General features: G+C 70.7%; 24 protein-coding genes and 1 pseudogene. 12 read left to right on the forward strand and 13 right to left on the reverse strand.

The features are described 5' to 3' along the window. Positions 1-17 precede the first annotated feature (17 nt). Together FHS23_RS12920 and FHS23_RS12925 are read right to left on the reverse strand one after the other, a co-directional pair. The gene (locus FHS23_RS12920) at positions 18-704 is read right to left on the reverse strand and encodes a ribonuclease domain-containing protein (protein WP_246382221.1); all 687 of its coding nucleotides are present in this window, start codon (positions 702-704) and stop codon (positions 18-20) included. Between the two features lie 217 nt (positions 705-921). Then, positions 922-1845, reverse strand: coding sequence for a LysR family transcriptional regulator (locus tag FHS23_RS12925; RefSeq protein WP_183654080.1), 924 nt, complete (start codon positions 1843-1845; stop codon positions 922-924). A gap of 96 nt (positions 1846-1941) precedes the next feature. Here FHS23_RS12925 and FHS23_RS12930 point away from each other — a divergent pair, with 96 nt between their 5' ends. Continuing rightward, on the forward strand, positions 1942-3237 hold the full coding sequence (locus tag FHS23_RS12930; protein WP_183654083.1) for an aspartate aminotransferase family protein: 1296 nt from the start codon (positions 1942-1944) through the stop codon (positions 3235-3237). A 60-nt stretch (positions 3238-3297) separates the two neighbouring features. On the opposite strand, the gene FHS23_RS12935 is transcribed toward FHS23_RS12930, so the two are convergent. After that, positions 3298-4122 carry an SDR family oxidoreductase gene (locus FHS23_RS12935; RefSeq protein WP_183654086.1) on the reverse strand — a complete coding sequence of 275 codons (825 nt, stop codon included), beginning with the start codon at positions 4120-4122 and terminating at the stop codon, positions 3298-3300. A 72-nt stretch (positions 4123-4194) separates the two neighbouring features. On the opposite strand from FHS23_RS12935, the gene FHS23_RS12940 reads away from it, so the two are divergent. Continuing rightward, positions 4195-5208, forward strand: a complete 1014-nt coding sequence (locus tag FHS23_RS12940; RefSeq protein WP_183654089.1) for an SDR family NAD(P)-dependent oxidoreductase — start codon at positions 4195-4197, stop codon at positions 5206-5208. Between the two features lie 15 nt (positions 5209-5223). Here FHS23_RS12940 and FHS23_RS12945 read toward each other — a convergent pair whose 3' ends face one another. The 3 genes from FHS23_RS12945 to FHS23_RS23235 form a co-directional block, all read right to left on the reverse strand. Continuing rightward, entirely contained in the window at positions 5224-5772 is a 549-nt protein-coding gene (locus FHS23_RS12945; protein ID WP_183654092.1) for a TetR/AcrR family transcriptional regulator, read from the reverse strand. A 38-nt stretch (positions 5773-5810) separates the two neighbouring features. Continuing rightward, positions 5811-7352 carry a hypothetical protein gene (locus FHS23_RS12950; RefSeq protein ID WP_183654095.1) on the reverse strand — a complete coding sequence of 514 codons (1542 nt, stop codon included), beginning with the start codon at positions 7350-7352 and terminating at the stop codon, positions 5811-5813. Between the two features lie 103 nt (positions 7353-7455). Continuing rightward, the gene (locus FHS23_RS23235) at positions 7456-7689 is read right to left on the reverse strand and encodes a hypothetical protein (RefSeq protein WP_246382154.1); all 234 of its coding nucleotides are present in this window, start codon (positions 7687-7689) and stop codon (positions 7456-7458) included. Between FHS23_RS23235 and FHS23_RS23240 the strand changes: the two genes are divergently transcribed. Next, positions 7679-8662 carry a hypothetical protein gene (locus tag FHS23_RS23240; RefSeq protein WP_246382157.1) on the forward strand — a complete coding sequence of 328 codons (984 nt, stop codon included), beginning with the start codon at positions 7679-7681 and terminating at the stop codon, positions 8660-8662. The genes FHS23_RS23235 and FHS23_RS23240 overlap by 11 nt on opposite strands. A 154-nt stretch (positions 8663-8816) precedes the next feature. Here the strand turns inward: FHS23_RS23240 and FHS23_RS23245 are convergent. The 3 genes and pseudogenes from FHS23_RS23245 to FHS23_RS12965 all read right to left on the reverse strand — a co-directional run. Further along, positions 8817-9179, reverse strand: a pseudogene (locus FHS23_RS23245) (NAD(P)-binding protein); the annotation flags it as partial. An 83-nt stretch (positions 9180-9262) separates the two neighbouring features. Next, positions 9263-10108, reverse strand: coding sequence for an SDR family oxidoreductase (locus FHS23_RS12960; RefSeq protein WP_183654098.1), 846 nt, complete (start codon positions 10106-10108; stop codon positions 9263-9265). Positions 10109-10229: 121 nt separating this feature from the next. Then, on the reverse strand, positions 10230-10898 hold the full coding sequence (locus tag FHS23_RS12965; RefSeq protein WP_183654101.1) for a GyrI-like domain-containing protein: 669 nt from the start codon (positions 10896-10898) through the stop codon (positions 10230-10232). A gap of 103 nt (positions 10899-11001) precedes the next feature. Between FHS23_RS12965 and FHS23_RS12970 the strand changes: the two genes are divergently transcribed. Continuing rightward, entirely contained in the window at positions 11002-12057 is a 1056-nt protein-coding gene (locus FHS23_RS12970) for a PQQ-dependent sugar dehydrogenase (protein ID WP_183654104.1), read from the forward strand. A gap of 6 nt (positions 12058-12063) precedes the next feature. On the opposite strand, the gene FHS23_RS12975 is transcribed toward FHS23_RS12970, so the two are convergent. Continuing rightward, positions 12064-13293: an MFS transporter gene (locus FHS23_RS12975; protein ID WP_183654106.1), complete on the reverse strand. Its 1230-nt coding sequence runs from the start codon at positions 13291-13293 to the stop codon at positions 12064-12066. 257 nt (positions 13294-13550) lie between these two features. On the opposite strand from FHS23_RS12975, the gene FHS23_RS12980 reads away from it, so the two are divergent. Further along, positions 13551-14570 (forward strand): LacI family DNA-binding transcriptional regulator, encoded by a 1020-nt coding sequence (locus FHS23_RS12980; RefSeq protein ID WP_246382160.1) that lies wholly within the window; start codon positions 13551-13553, stop codon positions 14568-14570. Positions 14571-14598: 28 nt separating this feature from the next. Here the strand turns inward: FHS23_RS12980 and FHS23_RS12985 are convergent, their stop codons facing one another. From FHS23_RS12985 to FHS23_RS12995, 3 genes are read right to left on the reverse strand one after another with little or no spacing between them, the layout of a single operon-like run. Further along, complete coding sequence (locus tag FHS23_RS12985; protein WP_183654109.1) at positions 14599-16500, reverse strand: hypothetical protein; 1902 nt, start codon at positions 16498-16500, stop codon at positions 14599-14601. Between the two features lie 35 nt (positions 16501-16535). Further along, positions 16536-16979 (reverse strand): hypothetical protein, encoded by a 444-nt coding sequence (locus FHS23_RS12990; protein ID WP_343053883.1) that lies wholly within the window; start codon positions 16977-16979, stop codon positions 16536-16538. Between the two features lie 14 nt (positions 16980-16993). Next, entirely contained in the window at positions 16994-17827 is an 834-nt protein-coding gene (locus tag FHS23_RS12995) for an ESX secretion-associated protein EspG (protein ID WP_183654112.1), read from the reverse strand. A 356-nt stretch (positions 17828-18183) separates the two neighbouring features. On the opposite strand from FHS23_RS12995, the gene FHS23_RS13000 reads away from it, so the two are divergent. From FHS23_RS13000 to rhaI, 7 genes are all read left to right on the forward strand, one after another. Beyond that, complete coding sequence (locus FHS23_RS13000; RefSeq protein ID WP_343053884.1) at positions 18184-18714, forward strand: YbaB/EbfC family nucleoid-associated protein; 531 nt, start codon at positions 18184-18186, stop codon at positions 18712-18714. Continuing rightward, positions 18711-19022, forward strand: coding sequence for a hypothetical protein (locus FHS23_RS13005; protein WP_343053885.1), 312 nt, complete (start codon positions 18711-18713; stop codon positions 19020-19022). The genes FHS23_RS13000 and FHS23_RS13005 overlap by 4 nt, the downstream gene beginning before the upstream one ends. Continuing rightward, complete coding sequence (locus FHS23_RS13010) at positions 19019-20593, forward strand: WXG100 family type VII secretion target (protein WP_183654115.1); 1575 nt, start codon at positions 19019-19021, stop codon at positions 20591-20593. The genes FHS23_RS13005 and FHS23_RS13010 overlap by 4 nt, the downstream gene beginning before the upstream one ends. Before the next feature lie 289 nt (positions 20594-20882). Beyond that, positions 20883-21920, forward strand: a complete 1038-nt coding sequence (locus FHS23_RS13015; RefSeq protein WP_183654118.1) for a substrate-binding domain-containing protein — start codon at positions 20883-20885, stop codon at positions 21918-21920. 147 nt (positions 21921-22067) lie between these two features. Then, complete coding sequence (locus FHS23_RS13020) at positions 22068-23366, forward strand: MFS transporter (RefSeq protein WP_221219521.1); 1299 nt, start codon at positions 22068-22070, stop codon at positions 23364-23366. Continuing rightward, complete coding sequence (locus tag FHS23_RS13025) at positions 23363-23722, forward strand: L-rhamnose mutarotase (RefSeq protein WP_183654121.1); 360 nt, start codon at positions 23363-23365, stop codon at positions 23720-23722. The genes FHS23_RS13020 and FHS23_RS13025 overlap by 4 nt, the downstream gene beginning before the upstream one ends. Next, positions 23722-24888, forward strand: a complete 1167-nt coding sequence (rhaI, locus tag FHS23_RS13030) for an L-rhamnose isomerase (protein WP_183654124.1) — start codon at positions 23722-23724, stop codon at positions 24886-24888. The genes FHS23_RS13025 and rhaI overlap by 1 nt, the downstream gene beginning before the upstream one ends. Positions 24889-24908: the final 20 nt, after the last annotated feature.

Below are 24908 nucleotides of genomic sequence, written 5' to 3' on the forward strand. Positions count from 1 at the left end.
CGGGAGAGTCCCGCGGGTCAGGCGTCGACATCCACCGCCTGGAACGTCGAGTAGTGGTCCGGCGTGTAGACGATCTCGCCGCCCTCTCCGGAGATCACCCGATCCTGGGCGCCGACCTCGAACAACCGGTAGTAACCGGCCTCGCAGTCCGGAAGGACACCCTCGCGGTTCTCGTAGGTCGTGCCCGTGGCACCGCCCTTGGCGTCGGCGACGACAGCCTGCGCGTCCTGCGACAGCGACGACAGTGCGACCGTGTCCAAGGCGGACGTGTCACCGCATTCGGGTTCCTGGGGCGGCGGCGTCCCGCCGTCGCCGGTGTCGATGAGGACGAAGCTCGCGTAGTGGTCGTCGGTGTAGAAGTACTCGCCATCGCTGCCCGCGACGATGCGCCGGGCGCCGCGGTGGTCGAGACCGGGCGTCTCGACGGTGTACTCGCGGTAGTAGCCCTCGTCGCAATCGGGCAGCAGGCCCTCGCGGTTCTGGAAGACCGTGTCGTCCTCCGGGTACGGGTACGGCCCGTCGCTCCGGATCAGCTCGTAGGTGTCGGTGGCCTCCGGCGGCAGGCTCCCGAGCGGGGTCGTCTCGAACCCGGAGGTGTCGCCGCATGCCGCCTGCGCCGCGACGGGGGCAGCCTGCTCGGCGCCCACGGCCGGAGCCGCCGAGCCGAGCCCGCCCACGAGCGCCAGGAGCAGACCGAGAAGCATCGTCACGAGTCGTGACCGGTGTAAGCGCGATCGGTGAGTGCCCATGAGCGGACGGTAGCCCGCCGGTATGACGTCCGCCTAGCCGAAAAATGAACGATTAACCGAATGATCGCAGACGTCGTCAGGGGTTGACCATCGGAGGCCACCCTCACACACCCGACATTCCGCCGGACCGCCGCCGCCCGGACGCACGCCGCTCCGATCGGCCGACCGCCGGTCAGCCCGGGTCGGCGGCCGGGGACGTCAACGCCGGGATCTCCGGGTGATCGCACAGCGCGGTCACGACCGCGTCGACGGCGGCCCGTGGGGCGGTGCCGCCACGAACGACGATCGTGACGTTGCGATGCACCGGCGTGGTCAGCTCGCACGTCGCCACCGCGCGGTCGGCGGGCACGGCGAGTGCGGGCAACAGCGTCACGGCCCGGCCCGCCTCGACCTCACCGAGCTGCAGGAGGTAGTTGCTGAAGCGGCTCACCGTCCGGGGTTCGAACCCCGCCTGCCGGCACAGCCGGAGCGTCAGCTCGGCCATGTACGACCCCGTGCGGTCGCCGGTCCACGTCTCGTCCGCACAGGCCGCGAGGTCGACGGCGCGCCTGCGTGCGAGCGGATGTGCCCGGGGCAGCACGAGAACGACCGGGTCGGTGCCGAGCGGCACGATCTCCAGGTCGCGGCCCCAGGGGAACTCGACGTAGTCGGTGGTCGTGATGATCACGTCCAGGTCGCCGGTGCGGAGGGCGGGTCCGCTCTCGTGTGGTTCCGATTCCACGAGCTCGACCTGCAGGTGCGGATGAGAAGCGGCCAGCCTCGCCACGGCGGGCACGGCAAGCGGGTGGATCGCGCTCTGGAACGCACCGACCCGCACGGTGCCGATCGGCTCGTCACCGAGCATGCGCAACTCGACCTCCGCCTCGGCCATGCTGTCGAGGATCTCCCTGCCCCGCCGCGCCAGCAGGCTGCCCTGCCGGGTGAGCTGCACCCGCCTCCCGTTCCGCTCCAGCAGCGTCGCCCTGGTCTCCGATTCCAGCACCGCCAGCTGCTGCGACACCGTCGACGCGCTCAGGTGCAGCGTCTCGGCCACCGCGCGGACGGTGCCGAGGCTCTCCAGCAGGGACAGCAGCCGTAGTCGCCACGGGTTGAGCATGCTCCCATTGTGCGCTGGATTGTTCGGCGGAACCGAACAGCTGCGTCGACATCGTGTGATGGACACGATGCAACGCGCGTTCGTAGCGTCGAATGCATGACCGACAACGGCACGACCGGCACCGCGCACCTCATCCGCTATCTGGGCCGCGGCGGGTTCAGCCCCTCCGTCATCGACCGCGCCGCAGGCACCTCGGTGTTCACCGAGGACGGTCGCGAACTGCTGGACTTCACGTCCGGGCAGATGAGCGCCATCCTCGGCCACTCCCACCCCGAGATCGTCGCCACGATCGGCGACCAGGTGGGCCGGCTCGACCACCTCTACAGCGGGATGCTGAGCCGTCCCGTGCTCGAGCTCTGCCGAAGGCTCGCCGAATCGCTGCCCGCCCCGCTCGAGAAGACCATGCTGCTCAGCACCGGCGGCGAGGCGAACGAGGCGGCACTGCGCATGGCCAAGCTCGTCACCGGCGGCCACGAGGTCGTGTCGTTCGCGCGGTCGTGGCACGGAATGACGCAGGCCGCGGCGAGCGCCACGTACAGCGCGGGCCGTGGCGGCTACGGCCCGGCGGCGCCCGGCAACTTCGCACTTCCCGTGCCGGACCGGTTCCGGCCCGACATCGTCGACGCCGACGGCGAGCTCGACTGGCGCCGCCAACTGGACCTGGCGTTCGACCTCATCGACGCGCAGTCGACCGGCAGCCTCGCCGCGTGCCTCGTCGAGCCGATCCTGAGCTCGGGCGGCATCATCGACCTGCCGCCCGGCTACCTCGGCGCGCTGCGCGACAAATGCCACGAGCGCGGCATGCTCCTGATCCTCGACGAGGCCCAGACCGGGCTGTGCCGCACCGGCGACTGGTACGCCTTCGAACGCGACGGCGTCGTGCCGGACATCATCACGCTGTCCAAGACGCTCGGCGCCGGACTGCCGCTGTCGGCCGTGGTGACCAGCGCGGAGATCGAGCAGCGTGCCCACGATCTCGGTTTCCTGTTCCTGACGACGCACGTCAACGACCCGCTTCCCGCGGCCGTCGGCAACACCGTGCTCGACGTGCTGACCCGCGACCGCCTGGACGTGCGCGCCGCGGAGCTCGGCGCGCGGCTGCGCGAGGGGCTCAACGAGCTCGCCGCGCGGCACCCGGCCATCGGCGACGTGCGCGGACGTGGCCTGCTGATCGGGCTGGAGCTTGTCACCGCAGTCGGCGGCACCGCGGACACCGACCGGCTCGGCGCGGCCGTCACCGCGCGGGCGAGCGAGCTCGGCCTGCACATGAACATCGTGCAGCTGCCCGGCATGGGCGGGACGTTCCGTATCGCCCCGGCGCTGACCGCCACCGAGGCGGAGATCGACCGCGGCGTCGAGATCCTGGACAAGGCACTGGGCGACGTCACCTGACGGCACCGGCCCGGGTGGCGCCGCCGCAGACGCCGCCCGGGCCACCCGAGCGCAGGGCCGTCAGCCGGCCGCGCGCCCATGCTGTACGGCGGTCACCCCGCCGTCGACAAGCAGGTCCGTGCCGGAGATGAAGCCGGCCGACGACCCCGTCAGGAACGCGACGGCCTCTGCGACGTCGGCCGCGGTTCCGACACGTTTGGCATTGGACGCCGCGACCGCGTCACGCATCCTCCCACCGTGCTCGCTGCCGAGTTCGGACTTCCCCATCGGCGTGGCGATGACGCCGGGGCTGACCGAGTTGATGCGGGCGCCGCGCAGGCCCCACACCTCGCTGGCCGCCTGCACCTGCATGAGGTTGACGCGTTTGGCGAACGCGTACGCGACCCCCGGCCCCGCGAAGTTGCCCTCCGCCAACAACGGCGAGTCCGCGAGGTCGGCGGCGGGCGTCGTGGCCAGCCCGCGCACGTCCGCGGTGGGCGACCCCGGGGCGGAATGCCCCGCCATGCTGGCGATCACGATTCCCGAACCGCCCGGTGCGATCACCGCACCGAACGCGTCGAGCACGTACGCCACTCCCAGCAGGTCGACGTCGAGAATCGCGCGGACCGGCGCCTGCACGGGAGACAGTCCCGCGGTGTGCACGACGGTCCGGACGTCGCCGAGCGCCGCGGCCCGTTCGGCCAGCGCACCGACCGATGCCTGTGACGACACGTCGACCTCCACAGGCGTCGCGTCGTAGCCCTCGTCGAGAAGCCGATCGGTCGCCGATTCCGCCGCGGCCGCGTCGACGTCGGCCAGCAGGACGCGGCTGCCCGATCCGAGCCGCCGTGCCACGGCGATCCCCATACCACCGACGCCGATCACGACGAGCACGTCGTCCGACATGGTTCCCACCTCCCATTCCGTGGGTAAACTTAGTTTACATTCGATCGTCCGTCGACCCGCCCGGAGGCAGCCTTGAGCACGACACCCCGCGTCCTGACCGCCGCCAGCACGGTCGGCGCCTGGCTCGAACATCCCGAGGGCGGCGCCGCGATCCGCGAACTGCTCGAGGAGGCGGGTGTCGGTGCCGACGCGCTCGCGCCCGTGTCGAACCTGCCACTGCAGGAACTCGTGACCGTCAGCCAGGGCAGGCTGTCGCAGGACGTCGTCGACACGCTGGTGCAGCGGGTCGGCGGTGGATCCGCCGACGCGGACGAGACCGCGTGGCGGGAACGCATCACGCCGGGCCGGTTCGACGGCCGCACCGTCGTCGTCACCGGTGCGGCCTCCGGCATCGGCCGCGCCACCGCGTCCCGCATCGCCCGCGAGGGCGGCACCGTCGTGGCGACCGACATCACCCAGTCCGGCCTCGAGGCACTGGCGTCCGAATCGGACACCGACCGCATCGTTCCGGTCACGGGCGACATCACCGGCGACGGCGACATCGAGCGCATCGTCGCGGCCGCAGGTGGACGGATCGACGGGCTGGCCAACGTCGCGGGGATCGTCGACGACTTCTCCCCCGCCCACGAGACGTCCGACGAGCTGTGGCGCCGGGTGTTCGCGGTCAACGTCGACGGCGTCTTCCGGCTCACCCGCGCCGTGCTGCCCGCCATGCTCGAGCGCCGGTCCGGATCCATCGTCAACGTCGCCTCGGAAGCCGCGCTGCGCGGCAACGCCGCGGGCGTCGCCTACACCGCGGCGAAACACGCGGTCGTCGGCATCACGAGGAACACGGCGTTCATGTACGGCCCGCACGGGATCCGCGTCAACGCCGTCGCCCCCGGCGGGGTCGCCACCGGCATCGCCCACGGCGGCGCACCGGACTCGGCCTGGGGCAACGAGCGCACCCGCGAGTTCCTGCGCCTGATCCCGCCGATCGCAACGGCGCAGCACCTCGCCGCCTCGATCACGTTCCTGCTCAGCGACGACGGCGTGAACATCTCCGGCGCGATCGTGCCCTCGGACGGCGGGTGGTCGGTGCAGTGAGGCAGCCGCGACGCGTCAGGCCTGCGGGGTGACGAGCCGCTGCACGATCGATCCGTAGCGCGCGACGAGTTCCTCGCGGTCGGCAGCGAGGTCCTCGTCCCCCACCACCCACAGCGAGTACAGCAACCCGCCCACCGCGGCGGCCGCCATCCGGGCACGGAGATCCGCGTCCACGCCGGACAGCCGGGCGCGCAGCGGAGCGACGAGCGCCGTCTCGTGGACCTCGCGCAACCGCTCGGCGATCCGCCGCTCACCGCTCCCGCGCACGAGCGCGAGGTAGACGCCGCGAATGTCCCCTGTGGACAACACGACCTCGACGAACCTCCTGCCGAAGGATTCCATCGGCACGTCCAGCAGGGGCTCGTCGTCGATGTTCAGGCGCATCGTCTCGAGGAACAGTTCCTCCTTGCTGCCGAAGTAACGGATGACGAGCGCGGCGTTCACGCCCGCGGCGGCCGCGATGTCACGTACCGGCGTGCGCGTGTATCCGCGTTCGAGAAACAGCCGCGCGGCCGCCTCCCGGATCGCCTCCCGGGTGGCGCGCCCCGATCCCCGCTCCGACATGGGTGCCAGCGTAGGTGACGACGGCGTGTACCCGGCGTTTACTCCCCCGTCGAGGGCATGGTGAGCCGCAGCACCGTGCCCTCAGCGGCGGCCGCGACGTACAGCGCCCCGTCGGCACCGACGTCGATCCCGGCGAACGGTACGGCCACACCCGGGAGTCCGTGGTTGAACAGCGCCGGTTGGGCGCGCGCACGTCCCGCCGGAGCCGCGAGCGGCAGCTCGGCGGCCACGATCGCCCGTTCACCGGTGTCCGGGTCGACGCTGAGCACCCGCCGGCGGCCGGTCTCGACGACGAACAGCAGACCGTCGGCAGCGGTGATGCCGTGCGGTGCGTCGAGGCCGCCGGTCACGATCTCGACGCCCGCCCCCGTGATCAGCCCGATGGTCCCGGCGTGCTGCTCGGTGACGTAACACCGGCCCCGGACGTCGACCGCGACATCCACCGGCTCGTCGAGACCGTCGGCGAGCACCGCGAGGTCACTCCCCTCGCTCACCCCGGTCACCGCGTCGGCGGAGTCGAGCGTCACGACCCGGCCCGCGCCGGTCTCCGCCACGACGAGTCCACCCTGCGGCAACTCGGCTATCCCCGTCGGACGCGACAATCCCTCGGCCCGCGTGAGCACGCGGCGGCCGTCCGGGTCGTACGTCCGGACGGTGCCGAACTGGGACGTCAGGTGCAGACCACGCGACCCGGCCGCGACGCCGTGGGTGAGCAGCAGGAGTTCGCGGGTGTGTGCCCGGCCGTCAGCAACGGCGGCGAGACGGTAGTTGTCCGCTGCGAACACGGTTCCCGAGAAGTGCACGGCCACGCCGTACGGACCCGCCAGCCCCGGGGCGACGACCTCGCGGGCACGGCCGTCGGCTGTGACTTCGGCGATACCCCCGGCCGCGAACCGGGAGACGTACATCCGGTTCTCGGCGTCGAACGCCGCGTTGTCCATTCCGGACAGTTCGCCGGGTGTCGTGCGGTGACGCCCGTCCCCGTCCGGGTCGATCCCTTCCGGGCCGCGCGAGAGCACCGTGAGCGTCCCCGCACGGTCGAAGCGCGCCGCGACCGGCGCGTCGACGCCCGTCGCCACGACCTCCGGATCCCCTCCGTCGGGTGAGACCCGGTGGATCTCGCCGGTCAGCATGTGCGGGTAGTACAGCATTCCGTCCGGGCCGAGCTGCATCGCGTTGCCCAGCATCACCCCGTCGGCGAGGACCGTGTGGCCGCCGTCGGCCGTCAGCTCGAGAAACCTACCTCCGGGGCACATCTCGTTGACGAACAGCCGCTCACCGGCGCACGCGATCCCGTTGGGAGCCGCGAGGCCGTCGGAGACGAGGGTGAACGACCCCGAGGGATCGCGCCGCCACACGCGCCCGGGTGTGAGGTCGGTGATGTACATCGACCCGTCGGCGGCAAACGCGAGGTCGTCGGGTGCCTGTACCGGCCCGTCCGGGGCGACGACCCGCTCGACGTCCCCCGACGCCAGGTCGACCGCGCTGATCCGGCCCGCGATGAACTCCGCGACGTACAGCCGGCCGTCCGGTCCGAACGCGACACCGTTCGACCCACGCAGCGGCTCCGGCCGGTTCATCCGCTCGACCCGGGCGGTCCGCGGCGACGAGGACGGCAGCGGCGGGCGGGACTGCGGCGGACAGAAAGCCGGCGAGCGAGACCCCGGCGGACGGCCCGCGCACTCAGCCACCGCCGAGCACCTCCTCGATGCCGTTCCCGGAACGCCACTCACGCAGCAGCCGCTGGAAGGGGCCCGGGCCGGGGCCGTAGGTCTGCCGTGGGCCGCGGGAACGACCCTCGTTGTTGTAGTAGCCGGGCGTGCATTCGGCGTCGAACCGTTCGCGGTCCGGGGACGTGCGGCGGAGCGTCTCGGCCCACTCGCTCTCGGCCTCGGCGGTCGGTTCGATGAGCTTCACGCCGCGACGGCGGGCCTCCGCGACCAGCTCTGCGACGCACCGCCCAGGACTGCAACAGGTTCGTGCCGTCGCGGCCGTACACGGGCAGCCGGCCGGTCAGGACGTCCGACATGCCGACCTCGAACCCGGTGGCGAAGATGATGCAGTCCACCGGGTACTCGACACCGCCGACGACGGCGCGCTCGGTCATCCGTTCCACGCCACCGTGGTCCGCGGTGTCGACGAGCGTGACGTTCGGCCGGTTGAACGCCTGCAGGTACTCGTCGCTGAAGGTCGGCCGTTTGCAGGCGTAGCGGTACCACGGCTTGAGCAACTCGGCCGTGGCGGGATCGTCGACGACGTGGTCCACGCGCGCCCGGATCGCCGTCATCTTCTCCAGATCGAGGTACTCCTCGATCTCCTCCCACTCACCGGGGTCGACGTCGTCGTGGGCGTCCGTGCTGATGATCTTGCCGAGGACGTGCCCGCTCGCGGTCCAGGCGTCGGCGACGAGATCCTCGGCCGCGACGTGCCCGGTGACGACCGCCTGGAAGTTCTCCCGCCGCCGCGTGTGCCACCCGGGCTCCAGCGAGGCCGCCCACTCGGGATCCGTCGGACGGTTCTCCCGAACGTCCACGGTGGACGGTGTGCGCTGGAACACGTAGAGGTGCTCGGCGTCCCGGGCGAGCGCGGGTACGACCTGGATGCCCGTGGCACCGGTGCCGACGACGGCGACGCGCTTGTCGGCGAGTCCGTGCAGCCCGCCGTCCGGGCCACCTCCGGTGTAGCCGTAATCCCAGCGGCTCGTGTGGAACGTGTGCCCTGTGAAGTCCTCGATGCCGGGGATGCGGGGCAGCTTGGCGTGGTCGAGGTGCCGTTCGACACGACGACGTACGACGCGCGCACCTCGTCGTCACGGTCGGTGCGGACGATCCATTCGCCGTCGTCCCACCGAAGCTCGCGCACGCCGGTCCGGAACAGCGCGTCGTCGTAGAGGCCGAAGGTGCGGCCGATCGCCATAGCATGTTGCCGGATCTCCTCGCCCGGTGCGTACTTCCACCGCGGCACGTAGCCAGTAGTGGGAGATACACATAGGACTCGATGTCGCAGTGAATCCCGGGGTAGCGGTTCCAGTACCAGGTGCCGCCGAAGTCGCCCGCCTTCTCGATGACGCGGATCCGCTCCAACCCCGCCTGCCGTAGGCGCGCACCGGCGAGCAGTCCGCCGAACCCGCCGCCGACGACCACGGCGTCGACCCGGTCGGCGAACGGTTCCCGCGTGAAACCGGGTTCGACGTACGGGTCCTCGGCATAATAGCCCCATTCGCCTTCGGCACGCCGATACCGCGCACCGGGGTCGCCGGGTACACGGCGTTCGCGTTCCACGCGGTATCGCTCGCGCACGTGGTCGAGGTGCGCGCCGTGCCGCACGCGCAGCTCAGACAACCGGGGAATCGACATGCCGCCCCTTTCGTGCCCGCCCTCCGGGCGACAGCGGCGGGCCGTGCACATTTTCAGTCAAGTGCCTTATCTCGGTGGCAGACTACCGGGACCGCTCAGCGTCGTGACGGTGGGGGACGTGGCCAGCGACGCGGTCACTCGCGCCGGAACGACCGCATCCGCCGCAGATACCGGGCCAGACCATGCAACGACACGGGCCGCGGCCACTCCTCGGCTCGGAAGTAGGCGTCGGTTCCGCCGTCCACGAACACGACACTGCCCGCCATGAAGTCGGCGGCGTCGGACAACAGGAACACGATCCACTCGGCGAGTCGCCCCGGATCACCGAAGCCGCCCACCGGGACGGGGAACGACGTCACCGCCCTCGCCGACGACGGATCGGCGAGCTGGCGTTCCAGCAGCGGTGTCAGGATCGCCCCCGGCGCCAGCGCGTTGAGCCGGATGCCGGCGCCCGCCCACTCCGGCTTCACGGCCTCGCGCCGCACCCAGTGACTCACCGCCAGCTTGGAACCGCCGTAACTCGTCACCGCACGCGCCGGGCCGTGAAACCGCAGGGCCTGCCCCGCCCGGCGAACGTCGCCCGCGAGCAGCGCCCGCACCATGCGCCGCGGCACCAGCGGGGTCGTCGTCGTCGCGTTGCTGGACAGGACCACCGCTTTGCCGCCGCCGCCTGCCGCCAACGCGGGCCGCCACGAACGCAGCAACTCGGTCACGCCGAAGTAGTTGACCTCCACGATCTCGCGTTCCTTACCCCGCAGAGGGCCGAGTCCGGCTGCCAGGACGGCACCGTCGAGCCGGCCGGCACAGGCCTCGAGCACCGCCGCCGCGGCGCTGCGCCGACCCGCCGTGGTGGCCAGGTCGGCGACGACTTCTGCGTCGCGCAGATCCACCCCGATCACGGTGTGCCCGGCGTCCTCCAGCTTGCCCGCCGCCGCCCGGCCCATTCCGGAGCCCGCTCCGGTGACCACGTACACACCCATGTCGCACACCTCTCACCGCCTGCGCTGGAACGTAGCAGCGGGCCACGGCCGCGCCGCAGTGTCGTTTCAATCAGTGCTGTCCGGGTCGTTTCAATCAGCGCTGTCCGACGGCGCCGGCGTGTCAGCGGTCTCCGCCGGTGTCCCGCCCGCCTGCACCGTGCTCGTCGGCGGCCACAACCGGCTGCCGGAGGATCGTCCGCCGCCTGTCGGCGGGCGTGCGACGGGGGTCGCTGAAGTAGATCTCGTGGTGCGTCCCGGTCATCCGGAGGCCGCGGGCAGGGATGACGTCGTCGTGCATCGTGGCGAGCACGGGTGCCTCGTCGTCGAACGAGCCGACGTACAGCGTCTGGACACAGGTGCCCTCGGAGAGCACGTCACACCGGACGTCGTCGATGCGCGCGGGGCGCTTCTTCACCGCCACGGCCGAGATCGCGGCGTCGACCATGCCGTCACCGACCCAGTCCGGCACCATGATCAGCATCGTCCACGACCACTGCGTCTTGTCGCGCCCCGTGGTGAAGGCGGCCATGTCCTCGGCCCACCACAGGCCTTCCAAGGGCGGCACGACGTAGTCCCTGCCGAGGTCGCGTTTGCTGGCGAACTTCAGCGTGTAGGCCACCGGGTACAGCGCGCCGAGCGCGTCGGCGAACGCCGCGGACGTGTTCGGGTCGCCGCGACCGTCGACCATGAGGAACCGCAGATCCGGCACGTCCACGACGTCGAACCGGCCCTTCCTGGCGCGATAACAGTCGAGCGTCTTCGTGACGTCGACCTTCCCGGTGGCGGCCATGGTGTGATCGTCCCGCACTCGTACCCGGTTGTCGCGGGGATCGATTGCCGGCGGGAACGTCCGACCCCGGTCCGGCGACGCCGCGGGTCGTACGGTGGTCGATATGACCTCGATGCGCAGCCTGCCCGCCCTCGGTGCCGTGACGCTCGTGCTGCTCACCGGGTGCTCGGCCGGCTCGTCCGGCGGTCCCGCGGAACGCACCGACGCCCGCGGCACCACCGAGACGGTGGTCACGGGACTCGACGCGCCGTGGTCGATCGCGTTCGTCGGGGACACGCCGTTGGTGAGTACTCGGGACGACGGCGAGATCCTCGAGGTCACCGGCGACGGCACGCGGGTGGCCGGGACGATCGACGACGTCGAGCCCAGCGGGGAGACCGGACTGATGGGACTGGCGACCGACGGCCGGGACCGCCTGTACGTGCACTCGACCGGGGCCGGCGGCAACCGTGTCCAGCGCTACACCGTCGAGGGGCGACCCGGCGGACTGTCGCTCGGCGACGCGGCGACGATCGTCGACGGGCTGCCGTCCGCGACGTTCCACTCCGGGGGCCGGATCGCGTTCGGGCCCGACGGCATGCTGTACGTGACGGTGGGCGATGCCGGGGTCTCCGACGCCGCGCAGGACCGCGGCGACCTCGCCGGATCGATCCTGCGCCTGACGCCGGACGGCGACGTTCCCGCCGACAACCCGTTCGACGGATCGCCGGTGTACAGCTACGGCCACCGCAACCCGCAGGGTCTCGCCTGGGCCTCCGACGGCACCATGTTCGCGTCCGAGTTCGGCGAGGACACCTGGGACGAGCTCAACGTGATCGAACCGGGCGGCAACTACGGCTGGCCGATCGTCGAAGGGAAGGGCGGCGACGACCGGTTCGTCGACCCGGTTCAGCAGTGGCAGCCCGACGAGGCCAGCCCGAGCGGCATCGAGATCCACGACGGCACGATCCACATCGCGAACCTGCGCGGCGAGGTGCTGCGCACAGTCCCCGTGGCCGACCCGTCGTCGTCGACGGAGCTGCTGGCGGGCGAGCACGGACGGCTCCGCGACGTCGTCACGGCGCCCGGCGGCGAGCTGTGGATTCTCACCAACAACACCGACGGCCGGGGCGAGCCCACCGCCGGCGACGACCGCATCCTCCGCCTGACCGGGCGGTGAACGGCGTCAGTGGGCCCGGCCGACGACCGCCACGTCCGCGGCGCCGGCACCGGACTCGCCGTCGACGTCCGCGGCGTCGGTGCTCGGTTCGGACGGGTCGCGGTCCACCGCCCCGGCGGCGACGGCGATCCCGAGGCCGACGACGGCGAGCACCGCACCGATGATCGCCGGTGAGGCGTATCCCAGCCCGGCACTGATCCCGACCCCGCCGAGCCACGCTCCGCCGGCGTTGGCGAGGTTGAACGCCGAGTGGTTGGACGCCGCGGCCAGGGTCGGGGCCTTCCCCGCTTTCTGCATGATCAGCACCTGCAGCGGTGCGGTGACGCCGAATCCGACGGCGCCGAGTACGACGGTCATGACCACCGCCGACCACGGGGAGTCGATCGCGAACCAGAAGGTCACCAGCGCGACGGCGAGCGCCGCCAGCGAGCCGTAGATCGTCGGCCGGAGCGCACGATCGGCCAACGGTCCGACGATCAGCGACCCCGCGGTCATCCCGGCACCGAACAGGGCCAACACCACAGGCACCGCGCCGTCCGACAGACCGGCCAGCTGCGTCAGCATCGGCGAGATGTAACTGTAGACGGCGAACACGCCCGCGAATCCGAACACCGCGGTGGTCAGTCCGAGCACGACCTGCTTCCTGCCGAGCGCGACGACCTCCGTCCGTAGTCCGACGCCCTCCGGCTTCGGCAGCGACGGCACGAAGCGCGCCACACCCGCCGCGGCGAGCACCCCGAGCACGCCGACGACCAGGAACGCGGCGCGCCAGCCGAAGATCTGACCGAGGAACGTTCCCGCGGGCACACCGACGATGTTGGCGACCGTCAGGCCCATCAGGACCCGCGCGACCGCCGTCGCCTGCCGCGCCGGCCCGACGAGCTGGGCCGCGACGAGGCTGGCAGCGCCGAGGTACGCACCGTGCGGCAGGCCCGCGATCACACGGGACGCGAACACACCCGCGTACCCCGGCACGAGCACGGTCGCCACATTGCCCAGTACGAACAGCGCCAGAAACGCCACCAGCGCCGGTTTGCGGCCGAGCCTCGTGGCCACGGCCGTCAGCAACGGCGCACCGACCACGACACCCAGCGCGTAGGCCGAGATGAGGTTGCCCGCGGTGGCCACGGACACGTCGAGACCCCCTGCCACCTGCGGCAACAGGCCCATGATCACGAACTCGGTGGTACCGATGGCGAACGCTCCGAGCGCCAGAGCGCACAACGCCAGGGCCATGAGGGCACACCTTTCCTGCACAGCGATCGAAGGAGGGACGGCGACGATCGGGCCCGCAGCTCCGGAGACCCATTTGGCACGTGCCAAATCCACGGTCTCAAGAGGCCTCGGGATCGTTCAAGTCGAAGGCCTGTGATCTGCCTCGCGGCCGGCGGTGGCAGTCACCCCGGCCCGGGTGGCCGGTACGATTCCGGGCACATCTCGCGGGCGACCGGACGGTGGCGGGCCGGTCGGGTGGCAGCGTTCAGGAGGCAGCGATGCCGCGGTCGGAGGACTGCGAACCCAGCCGACGTCCCACGATGGCCGACGTCGCGGCACGTGCCGGGGTGTCCCGCCAGACGGTGTCGCTCGTGCTCGGCGACAAGCCGGGCCCGAACCCGCACACGCGCGAACACGTCCTGCGCGCCGCCGAGGACCTGGGGTTCCACGCGGACACGGCGGCCCGGCTGTTGCGGCGGGCCCGCAGCCGTCAGCTCGGCGTACTGTTCACGATGGAACACTCCCTCGATCCACTGGTCATCGAGGGCCTGTACACCGCGGCGGCCGACCTCGACTACAGCATCGTGCTCAGCGCGATCCTCCCCACGCGCGGGGTGCGCCGGGCCGTGGACGAACTGCTCGGCCTGCGCTGCGAGGCGATCATCCTCATCGGACTGTCGATCGAGTCGCCCGCACACCTGACGAACATCGCGCGGCAGTTGCCGGTCGTCGAGATCGGCCAGCACACGGACGGAGCCGGTGTCGACAGCGTGCGGACCGCCGACGAGGAGGGCGCGCGGATCGCGGTCGACCACCTCGTCGAGCTCGGCCACCGCCGGATCGTGCACGTCGACGGCGGCCACCTGCCGGGCGCCGCCGACCGGCGACGGGGCTACGGCGACCGGATGCACGAGCACGGACTCGGCGAGCACGTCGAGGTCCTACCGGGCGACTACACCGAGGAGTCCGGCGTCCGTGCCGCCGCCGAACTGCTGTCACGGACGGAGCGGCCGACCGCGGTGTTCGCGGCCAACGACAGCTGCGCGGAGGGCCTGCTGCACACGCTCGCCCGCGCGGGCGTGCACGTGCCGCGGGACGTGTCGGTCGTGGGCTACGACGACACCCGCGCGGCCGGCATGTCCTACGTGGACCTGACGACGGTGAGGCAGGACGCGACGGCGATGGCCGAGTTCGCCGTACAGGCGTGTTCCGAACGCCTCGACGAGCAACGCGGCTCGGCGAAGGACGTGGTCCTCACGCCGACGCTGACCGTCCGCGGCAGCACCGCCGCACGGTGACCGGCTGCTCGTCCGCCCGAGAGGTCCGCTACCGCCAGTCCTCGTTCTTGTTGTTCTCCCAGTCACCGATGACCGGCGGCGCGATCGCCTGTTCGGGCGCGAAGACATCCTCGTCGTCCTCGAGGTAGCCCGCGACGCGGTGCTCCTTGTCGTCCTCGCCCTTCCGGCCCGCGGCACCACCCATTCCGGGTGCCATTCCGCCGGCCGCACCGCTGCCAGCCGTGCCACCCCCGCTCGCACCGCCACTCACGTACTGGGCCCCGGCACCACCGGCGGAGCCGCCCGCACTCCACGACCCGCTCCCGGTGGCCGGACCGCGTCCGCCTGCACCTGCGCCACCGGAACCGCCTGCCAGCACGCCGCCGATGCCGCCGCCCGGGCTCGCTCCGGTAGCACCACCGAGCCTGCTGCCGATGTCACCGTTCACCGACCCGGACCAGCCGGGCGGGTTGCCGCCCGAGGGACGCAGATCCGGCGAGTCGAACGTCGCGGGTGCGTACGACGACGTGCCCGTGCCACTGCGGTCGACATCCGGGACGTCCACGGGGCCCGGCGCGAAGGACCCACCGCCCTGCGGCACATTCGGAACGTCCGCTACCCCGGACCCGTACGACACATCACGCGGAACACCCTGGGACGGAAACGACTCCCCACCACCCTCCGCCAGGTGCGGAGCCGTCGCCGAGAACGGCGACCCACCCTCACCGGGCCCGGCCGGCGAGTTGGGTACGAAGGACTCAGCACCGCGCTGCCGCACATCGGGTCCGTCCGGCGCCGCAGGCGGAAACGACACGTCACCCGGCGCATCCCACGACGAGAACGACTCGCCACCACCGACCCTCGCCGACAACGGCAGCCCACCGACACCGGACCCGGCCGGGCCGGCCCCACCGTCCCCCACCGCGCCGGTCCCGGCGGCACCGTCGCCCGCGAACGCCCCATCGGCCGGTGGCACCGTCCCGGCGACCGGCGGGAACTCCTGACCGCCTGCGGTGAGTGAGTCCGCGTCTGCCACACCCGACGGCTCGGCGGGTGTGGCCGGTGCCGCTCCTGCGGCCGCCGCACCGGGGGACGCGGCCGCCCGCGGATCGGCGAGGGCGGGCGGCGGCGAGAACAGCGGCATGTCCACGGCGCCCCCGACGGTGTCGTCGAACTGCGACATGATCCGGGCTGCCTGTCCCCGCCTGGCCTCGCTCTCCCCCATCGCCTGCATCTCCTGTTGCGCCGCCATCGCGTACGCCGTCGGATCGTCGATGCCGGCCAGTCGCCGGTTCGCCTCCGCCGCGGAGAACGGCATCGGCGGGTTGGCGTCCAGCTGCTTCTGGGTCTCGTTGAGCGTCTGTGAGTGGACCTGTTGCTGCCGTCCGGTGAGGACCGCCCCCTGTGCGGTCTCGCCCAGCCACTTGGCGACACCGGCCAGATGCTCCCTCGCAGCATCACCGCCCTCGCCCCGCCAGTCGCCCATGCTGTCGTTGATCGCGTCGGCGACGGCCTGCTGGTGCAGCGTCAGCTCGTTGCCCGCCCGCACCCATTCCTCCGAGGTCTCGGCCACCGCCGCCGAATCGGCGCCGGTGCCGAGCGTCTCGACCATCTGCTCGTGCGAGGCGTTGTCCCACACGGTTCTGGGAATCTCGCCCGTCTGCCGGATCTCCAGGCCTTCGTCCATACCGGCCCGGTCGCGGGTCAGGAAACCCTCGTAGAGACCCTGGGTGAACGCGTCACCGAGAGCGCTGAACGGGAAGATCTCCGACACGGCCTCCGCCACGTCGCGGAACTCGTGGCCCGACTCGGCCTTGTCGGTGATCTCGCCGACGTAGAACGGCGACGACGAGTCCATCGTCACGTCGTAGTGGGGGCTGTCGGGGTCGTAGGTCTCACTCTGCGGGTCCGAAACAGACCGCGTCTTCTCTTCCGGAGTGGACGTGGACACGATCGTGGCACCTTTCTCGGCCGGCGCGGAAACGGTCAGAAGCGTTCGTGGAAAGCGTCGAGTTCGCCGCGGGTTCCCGACTCCGTGTCGGCGTACCGGCGCTTGGCCTCGCGGATCGCCTCGATGTACTGCGGCAGCTCTTCCCGTGCGCGGCGCAGCTGGGTGAGCAGCCCTCGTTCGTCGGAGGCCGTCCTGACCGTGTGTTGCGCCACCCATTTCGCGGTCGGCGTCGAACTCAGCTGCGGCGACGTCTCGAGCTTCGACAACGCCGCCCAGCGGTTGTCGAGGGATTCGAGGATGTCCTGGAGTGCACTGATCATCCGGTTGCCCGTGGTCTCGTCCACGGCGAAACCACCCTCGGCGGCCAGCCGTTTCAGCTCGCGCCCGCTCAACATCGAGGTCGGTCGCTCCGCACCACCCATCGCCGAAGCCGTTGCCACAACCGCGGGCCGGGCTTCGCGAATATCGCCCTCACTCATCACACACTCCAGACTCAGTAGGCTGCGGCGATCAGACCGTGGACGGCCCGGGACACCTCGGTACGGCCGGCGGGCTCGTAGCGGGCGACGAACTCGTTGTCGCTCTCGTCCACGTGCACCAGATACCGGCCCTCGCCGGTATCGACCCAGCCCACCGACGGCGGCACGGATCCGTCACCGCGGGACGTCGACACGACGATCTGCCCGCCACCGCGTCGCTCACCGGCGAGCGCACGGCGCAGTCGCTCTTCCCCGGACTCGCCGGTGTTCCGTGATCGCCGCCGTGTGGTCGTCTTCCCCACGACGCGAATGTTCCCGAACGCGCTCGTCTCTTCCTCGTCGTGGGCCCGTTCGGCGGCCTTCCGAGCGTCGAACGCCGAGCGGTGCTCCGGCAGCCTCCGGCGAACCGTCGTCTCCGGGCCGGCGGCCGCGGGAACGGCGGGCAGCGCGTCGGTGAGGGTGTCGACCAGATCGTCGTCGGAGAACAGCCCGAACACCAGGTCGTCCTCCCCGTGGTGCTGCGCGACGCCCAGCGCCTCGGCACCGTCGGTGAACACCAACCGCACGATATCGCCACACCGATCGTCGATTCCACTGATCGCTACCGACACCCGGTGACGACCGAACAGCTCGAACGCCCTTCTCAGAATCGGGTGGGGGTCCTTGCCGACGAGGAGCCCCCGTTCCGCAAGCGTGCCGCTGACGATCCCGGCGAGTGTGCGCAACCGCCCAGGATCGGTTGTCGTGTTGCGGACACGGAGCGGGAAACGCCGGATGTCGGTCCCGAAGGCTTGGGCGACGACACTCGCCTCGACGCTTCCCAGCACGAACTCGTCACGACCGAACACCTTGCTGCAGGCCACCTTTCCGGGAGAACGCCGGGTGATCGTTGCGGCGCGAACGCTAGCAGTACCCCGGACGGGAACCCACGGTTGTGTGCCGAGTTCGACTCACGTGCGCTCATATGAGCAGTCGCGAGGTGGATTGACGAGGGCGGCCTGGACCACGGCTGCGCGTGACGATAGGTTGCCCCGCGGCATCGTCGCCTCCTCCTCATTGGACCGAGCCCGACACCGCGCGCGGTCCTCGCCCGCCGTCTCCCCGTCACACGCCGGACGTCGTGCCGCACTCGACACGGCCGGGTCCATCGCCACCGCACGAGGTAGCGCGTCGGTGGCGTTCCAACGTATCGAAGGAAATGGGTGTGGAACCGAATCCGAACCTGAGACCAGGCGAAGACCTCGAGCACTACGTCGAACGGCAGGCCCGCGAGATGCAGCATCGGGCCTCCGAGCTGCAGGACGCGTTCGCGGCAGCGGCGGCCACGGTGAGCTCGCGCGACGGCGCGGTCACGGTCTCGCTGGCACCGAACGGGGCGCTCCGCGACATCCAGCTCGGCAAACGTGCGTGCGAGCTGGGCGAGGCGCGGCTGACTGCGGCCATCATGGACACCGTGCGGGAGGCGCAGCGGCAGACCGCGCAAGCCATCGCCGGTTCCGTTGAGTCGATCATGGGCGGCGGCGAGGTCCTCGAGATGATGCAGGGCTTCCTACCCACGGACTCCGGGACAGGTTCTGGTATGGACCACTCCGCGTTCACCGGCGAATCCGAACCCGACACGGAGAGCCGGCCGCCGACGAGCTCGGCATCGACACCGCCACCGTCGTCGCGCCCCGCGCCCCGGCGCAGGCCCGAACGGGACGACGCGGATGACGACGAGGTGAATCCCTGGTGAGCGGTGGATACGAAGTAGACGACCCGGAGGCGTTCGAGGTGTTCGGCAAGCATCTCGACGACCTCGCCGACAACCTCCGTGGGACGGCCGAGATGATCGGCGGGTGTGTCGCCGACCCGGGCCTTTTCGGCGTGGTCGGCCAGCTCTTCGGCCTGGGCGCGACCATCCACTGCGGCAAGGCACAGTCCCAGCTCGGCAGCTACGCGGACTCGATCGGCACGTTCCGCGAGAAGCTCGACAAGGCGAGGCAGACCTACCGCCAGCAGGAGGACGACGTGGCCGGTTCGATCTCGGAGCACACCGTATGAGCGAGGACTACCGGCCCGGCGACTTCTGGCACAACCCACAGGAGACCCTGGGCAAGGAGGACATGCTCGCCGGCGCGGGCATCATGGACTCTGCCAACACGCTGGCCGTCGGGGTCGACAAGAAGAACGATGTGGCGATAGGCCTCGGCTCCGTGGGGCTGGCGCTCGACACTCTGGGGCTGGCGATCGACCCGGTCGGAAGCCTCGTGTCGGCGGCCATCGGCTGGTTGATCGAGCACCTCACCCCGTTCCGCGTTCCCCTCGACATGCTGATGGGCGACCCCATCGGGATCAATTCCGCCAAGGACGCCATCGACGCCGAGCGGAAGAAGCTGACCGACTGGGCCGAGGATCACAAGAAGGCGTTGGAGGAACTGCGCAAATCGTGGCGGGGCGCGGCCGCCGATGCCTTCTCCAGGGACATGGAAGGCTTGGCGGCCCATCTGGACTCGCTCGGCAAGTACGTCGATTCAGCATCGCAGCAGATGGGCATCGCCGGTGGCCTCGTGGGTGCCTTCCGCGGCGTCATCCGGGACATCATCGCGGGTGTTCTCGGCGGCATCATCGCCGGCGCTTTCGCCGCCGCGGCAGCGATGCCCTTCACGTTCGGCGCCTCCATTCCCATCTTCATCGGTACGGTCGCCGCGACCGTCGGCATCACGATGACGAAGATCGGCGTCCAGATCACCAAGCTCACACAGAAGCTCACCGCGGCCCGGACCAACATCGACGAGACAGGAAAACTCGGTGACGACGCCGCCAGGGCGTTCGCCGACGGTGCCGGGGGCGGGCCGAAACCCACACCGGGCGGCGGCAACGGGAGCGGTAGCAGCGGTGACGCGGGCGGGCCGGGCGGCAACACGCCTGGCAGCAGTGCCGACACGTCGGGCGGCGGTGCCGGAGGCCCCGGCGCCGCGGTGGGCGATGCCGGTGCCGACGCATCGCCGAAACCGGATCTCACCATCGACACCGATGTGCCGAAGCCCGCCACGGGAGGCAGCCCGTCGAGCGGAGCCACCGAGTACTTCACGCCCGACACCTCTCCCCGGCCCGGCGGTGAATCGCCGGCGGGCTCCGGTTCGGAGGCGCCGAGCCCCGTTTCGAACGGCGACAACGGGTCGGTCTCGTCCGTACTGGACGGTGGCGGCAGACCCGGTGACAACGGCGGGAACGCGAACGCCGGGCCCGGTGGTAACGGCGGGGAGCCCCACGGAAACGGGGACACCCCCGGTGGCGAGAAGTCCGTGGGGCCACGGCACGAACCCCTCTCGGACAAGATGGTGCGTTATGCCAAGGAGAACCTGGACTCCGAGATCGCCGAGAAGCTTCCCCACATCAGGCCGGCCGAACACCGCATCATCCACGAGAAGTTCGACAGCTACGTGAACATGGGAAAGCCGGACCTGACGCGGGTGTTCGGCGAACACGGTGCGGCGCGCTTCGAGTCCATCGTGAAGACCCTGACCGACCCTGGGTACGGCGCCCGCGGATCCCTCTCCAAGAGTGGAATCGAGTTCATCAAGGCGATGGGCAGCGTCCACGAGGAAGTGAACATGAACGACGAGAAATGATCGGCCCCTGTCCCACGGCGCGGCGTCGGAGGCGCCGTGGGACACGTGTGCGCGGTTCTCGCTCGACGTCCCTCGCGTGCGGGGCCTCGTCCGGCGGGAGTGAACCCGGCGTGCGCCCCGTCCACCAGGGCCCGTCGTGCGTGGAGACCCGCGGCCGGAGCCTGGAAGAGATCGGCACAGTGTCGGCGCGGCAGCGAGATCAAAACGATTCAAGTGGGTTATGGTCCGATCATGAACCGATCCACCGGCACGCACCGTCGCGAACGCGGCACTGCAGGCGGGAGTCGGGGTGTCGGACCGACCCGATAGCCGCTCCCGTGGGGTCAGCATCAAGGATGTCGCTCGGGCCGCCGACGTGTCGGTCGCGACGGTGTCCAACGCCCTGAACCATCCGGAACTGCTCTCCGCCGACACGCACGCGCGGGTGATGCGGGCCGTCGAGAAGCTCGGCTACGTGCGGAGCGAATCGGCCCGCCAGCTGCGCGCGGGCCAGAGTCGCATGCTCGGCCTGCTCGTGCTGGACATGCGCAATCCGTTCTTCGTCGGCATGGCGCACGGCGCCGAGCAGGCCGCCCGCGCCGACGGACTCGGCGTCATGCTGTGCGACAGCTCCCAGGAGCTCGCCGCGGAGGAGTTCTACCTGGGCCTGTTCGCCGAGCAGCGGGTTCGCGGCGCGCTCGTGACGCCCACCGACAGCTCGACGACGTCACTGTCCGTGCTGCGCAGGCACGGGATCCCGTACGTCTTCCTCGACCGCGTCGCCTCGGGCGACGAGGCCTGCTCCGTCTCGGTCGACGACGTCACCGGCGGCAGACTCGCGGTCGGCCACCTGCTCGAACAGGGCCACCGTGACATCGCCTACCTGAGCGGGCCGATGTCGCTGCCCCAGTGCCGTGACCGGCGCACCGGCGCTCTGCAGGCCTGCGACGAGGCGGGCGTCGACCACGACGCCGTCACCGTCGTCGAGACCGAATGCCTGGACGTCGACGCAGGCCGGGACGCCGGTTCCCGCCTGCTCGGACGGAGCCCGCGCCCCACGGGCGTGTTCTGCGCCAACGACCTCATCGCCCTCGGCGTGCTCCAGACCCTCGTCGCGGCGGGCGTCGCCGTGCCCGACGACATCGCGCTCGTCGGCTACGACGACATCGACTTCGCCGCGGCCGCCGCCGTGCCGCTCACGTCCGTCCGCCAACCCGCCGCCCAGATGGGCGCCACCGCGACGGAACTGCTGGTGCGCGAGATCGCGGGCGACGAGCAGCACGTCCACGAGAACGTGGAGTTCGCCCCCGAGCTGGTCGTGCGGCGCTCCAGCATCACCCGCCACTGAGCGGAGTCCCCACGCGCCGGTTGGCGGAGCCTCACCCGCCAGCGGCCGGTGCACCCCTCCCCCGGGTCCGGGCCTTGTTCACACGGTCGTGGTCCCCTACAGTGCCTTGAAACGATTCAACGAACGGCGGCTGAAGCGGGAGGACCAATGACGGTCCGCGTGGGAGCACGACGCACGACAGGCTGGCGAGCGACGATCGCCGTGGCCATGTCCAACTACATCGAGGCGGGCTCGATCATCGCGATCGCGACGAGCCTGAGCTTCTGGCAGGAGCACTTCGGACTCGACGACCTGGCCGTCGGCCTGCTCGCCTCGCTCAGCGCCAACGCCTTCGGCGCGGCGGCGGGCGCCGCCATCGGCGGTCCGCTGTGCGACCGCTACGGCAGGAAGTTCATCTACACCTACGACCTGCTGCTGTTCATGTTCGGCTCGCTGCTGGCCGTCTTCGCCTCGTCGTTCGCGATGCTGCTCGTCGCGTTCGTCCTGACCGGCATCGCGGTCGGCGCCGGCGTCACGGCCTCCTGGACCTACATCGCCGAGGAGGCACCCGCCGATCGCAGAGCGGCGCACGTCGGCACCGCGCAACTGGCGTGGTCGCTCGGCCCCATGGTCGGCTATCTGCTGGCCGCGGCCCTCGTCCCGCTCGGACTACTCGGCAGCAGGCTGATCTTCGCGCACCTGTTCGTCGTCGCCGCGATCACCTGGTGGGTGCGCCGGGGCCTGGCCGAATCCACGATCTGGACGAACCGCACCACCTCCGGCAAACAGGTCACGTTCCTGTCCAGTCTGCGCGGACTGCTGACCACCCGCGTCAACGTCACCGCGCTGTTGTTCCTGTTCGGCGTCTACGCACTGTGGAACGCGGTCGCGGGCCAGGCGGGCATCTTCCAGCCGCGCGTGTACGACGCCGCGGGCTTCACCGAGGTCACCCAGCAGTACCTGCTGCAGGTCGTGGTCTGGGGCTGTACGAGCCTGACGACCTACCTCGGGTTCATGCTCCTCGCCGACCGCGTGAGCAGGCGGTGGCTGTACTTCTCCGGGGCAGCGCTCGGCATCGTCGCGTGGGCCGCCCTCATCTACGCCCCGCCGGGCACGGCCACGCTGCTGTTCTTCGCGATCGGCTGGGGCGTCTCCTCCGGTATCGGCGCGCAGGCGTTCTACGGACTGTGGACCAGCGAACTGTTCGCCACGCGGTACCGCGCGAGCGCCCAGGGAGTGCTGTTCCTGTCCGCGCGCATCGTCGTCGGCCTGCTGAGTGTGTGGTTCCCGATGATGCTCACGGGGATCGGACTCAAGGGCGTCGGCGTGATCATCCTGGGACTGTTGGCCGTCGCACTGCTCGTGGGCACGATCGGCGCACCGAACACCCAGGGCAGGACGCTGCAGGACATCGAGCGGGAACGGTACGGCCCGTCCTCCGACGACGACCTGGCGGTGCGCTCGTGATCAGGGTCTGTTTCCAGCTGCAGGTCGCACCGGACCGGATCGACGAGTACCGCCGCAGGCACGCCGCCGTGTGGCCCGAGATGCTCAGGGAGATCGAGGCGTCCGGCAGGCGTAACTACTCGCTCTTCCTCCGCGAGGACGGCCTGCTCATCGGCTACTACGAGACCGAGTCGGTGGAACGCTCGGACGCCTATCTCGCGAGTTCGGAGGTCGCCGCCCGGTGGGAGGCGGAGATGAGCGAGTTCTTCGTCGGCGACGGTCGTCCCGACCGGACCGCGGTGCCGCTCGACGAGGTCTTCCACCTCGAGGACCAGCTGTCCGAGATCGCTCCCCTACAGGAAGGGAATGGCGCGTAATGCCCCGTTTCGCCGACATCACCGACACGCTCGCCCGGCAGGCCATCGAACTGCCCAGCTGGGCGTTCGGCAACTCCGGCACCCGGTTCAAGGTCTTCTCCACCCCGGGAACCCCTCGCACCCCCGAGGAGAAGATCGCCGACGCCGCCAAGGTCCACGAGCTGACCGGCCTCGCGCCGACCGTCGCGCTGCACATCCCGTGGGACACCGTCGACGACTACGCCGCGCTGGGCCGCCACGCCCGGGAACTCGGAGTCGAGCTCGGCACGATCAACTCGAACACGTTCCAGGACGAGGACTACAAGTTCGGCAGCCTGACCCACTCCGACGCGCGGATCCGGCAGAAGGCGATCGACGCGCACTTCCGGTGTCTCGACATCATGCACGCCACCGGGTCGACGGACCTGAAGATCTGGCTGGCCGACGGCACCAACTATCCGGGCCAGGATTCGTTGCGTGCCAGGCAGGATCGCCTCGCCGAGTCGCTGGCCACGATCTACGAGCGGCTCGCACCGCACCAACGGCTGGTGCTCGAGTACAAGTTCTTCGAGCCGGCCTTCTACCACACCGACGTGCCGGACTGGGGCACGTCGCTCGCCCAGGTCAGCGCACTCGGTGACCGCGCACTGGTGTGTTTGGACACCGGCCACCACGCCCCCGGAACGAACGTCGAGTTCATCGTCATGCAGCTGCTGCGGCTCGGCAGGCTGGGGTCGTTCGACTTCAACTCCCGGTTCTACGCCGACGACGACCTGATCGTCGGCGCCGCCGACCCGTTCCAGCTCTTCCGCATCCTGCACGAAGTCGTCGCGGGCGGCGGGCTGGCCGAGGACTCGGCGGTGCGGTTCATGCTCGACCAGTGCCACAACATCGAGGACAAGATTCCCGGCCAGATCCGTTCGGTCCTCAACGTGCAGGAGATGACGGCGCGGGCGCTGCTCGTCGACCACGCCGCGCTGGAGAAGGCGCAGGCATCCCACGACGTGCTAGCCGCCAACGAGGTACTGATGGACGCGTTCCAGACCGACGTGCGCGGGGAACTGGCCGCGTGGCGGGAATCCCGGGGACTGCCCGCCGACCCGATGCGCGCGTACGCCGAGTCGGGACACCAGCGGCGACTCGCCGAGCAGCGGGTCGGTGGCACGCAGGCGGGCTGGGGCGCATGAGCGACGGTCGTACAGCGAAG

It is taken from the genome of Prauserella isguenensis (assembly GCF_014191605.1).
GTDB lineage: Bacteria > Actinomycetota > Actinomycetes > Mycobacteriales > Pseudonocardiaceae > Prauserella > Prauserella isguenensis.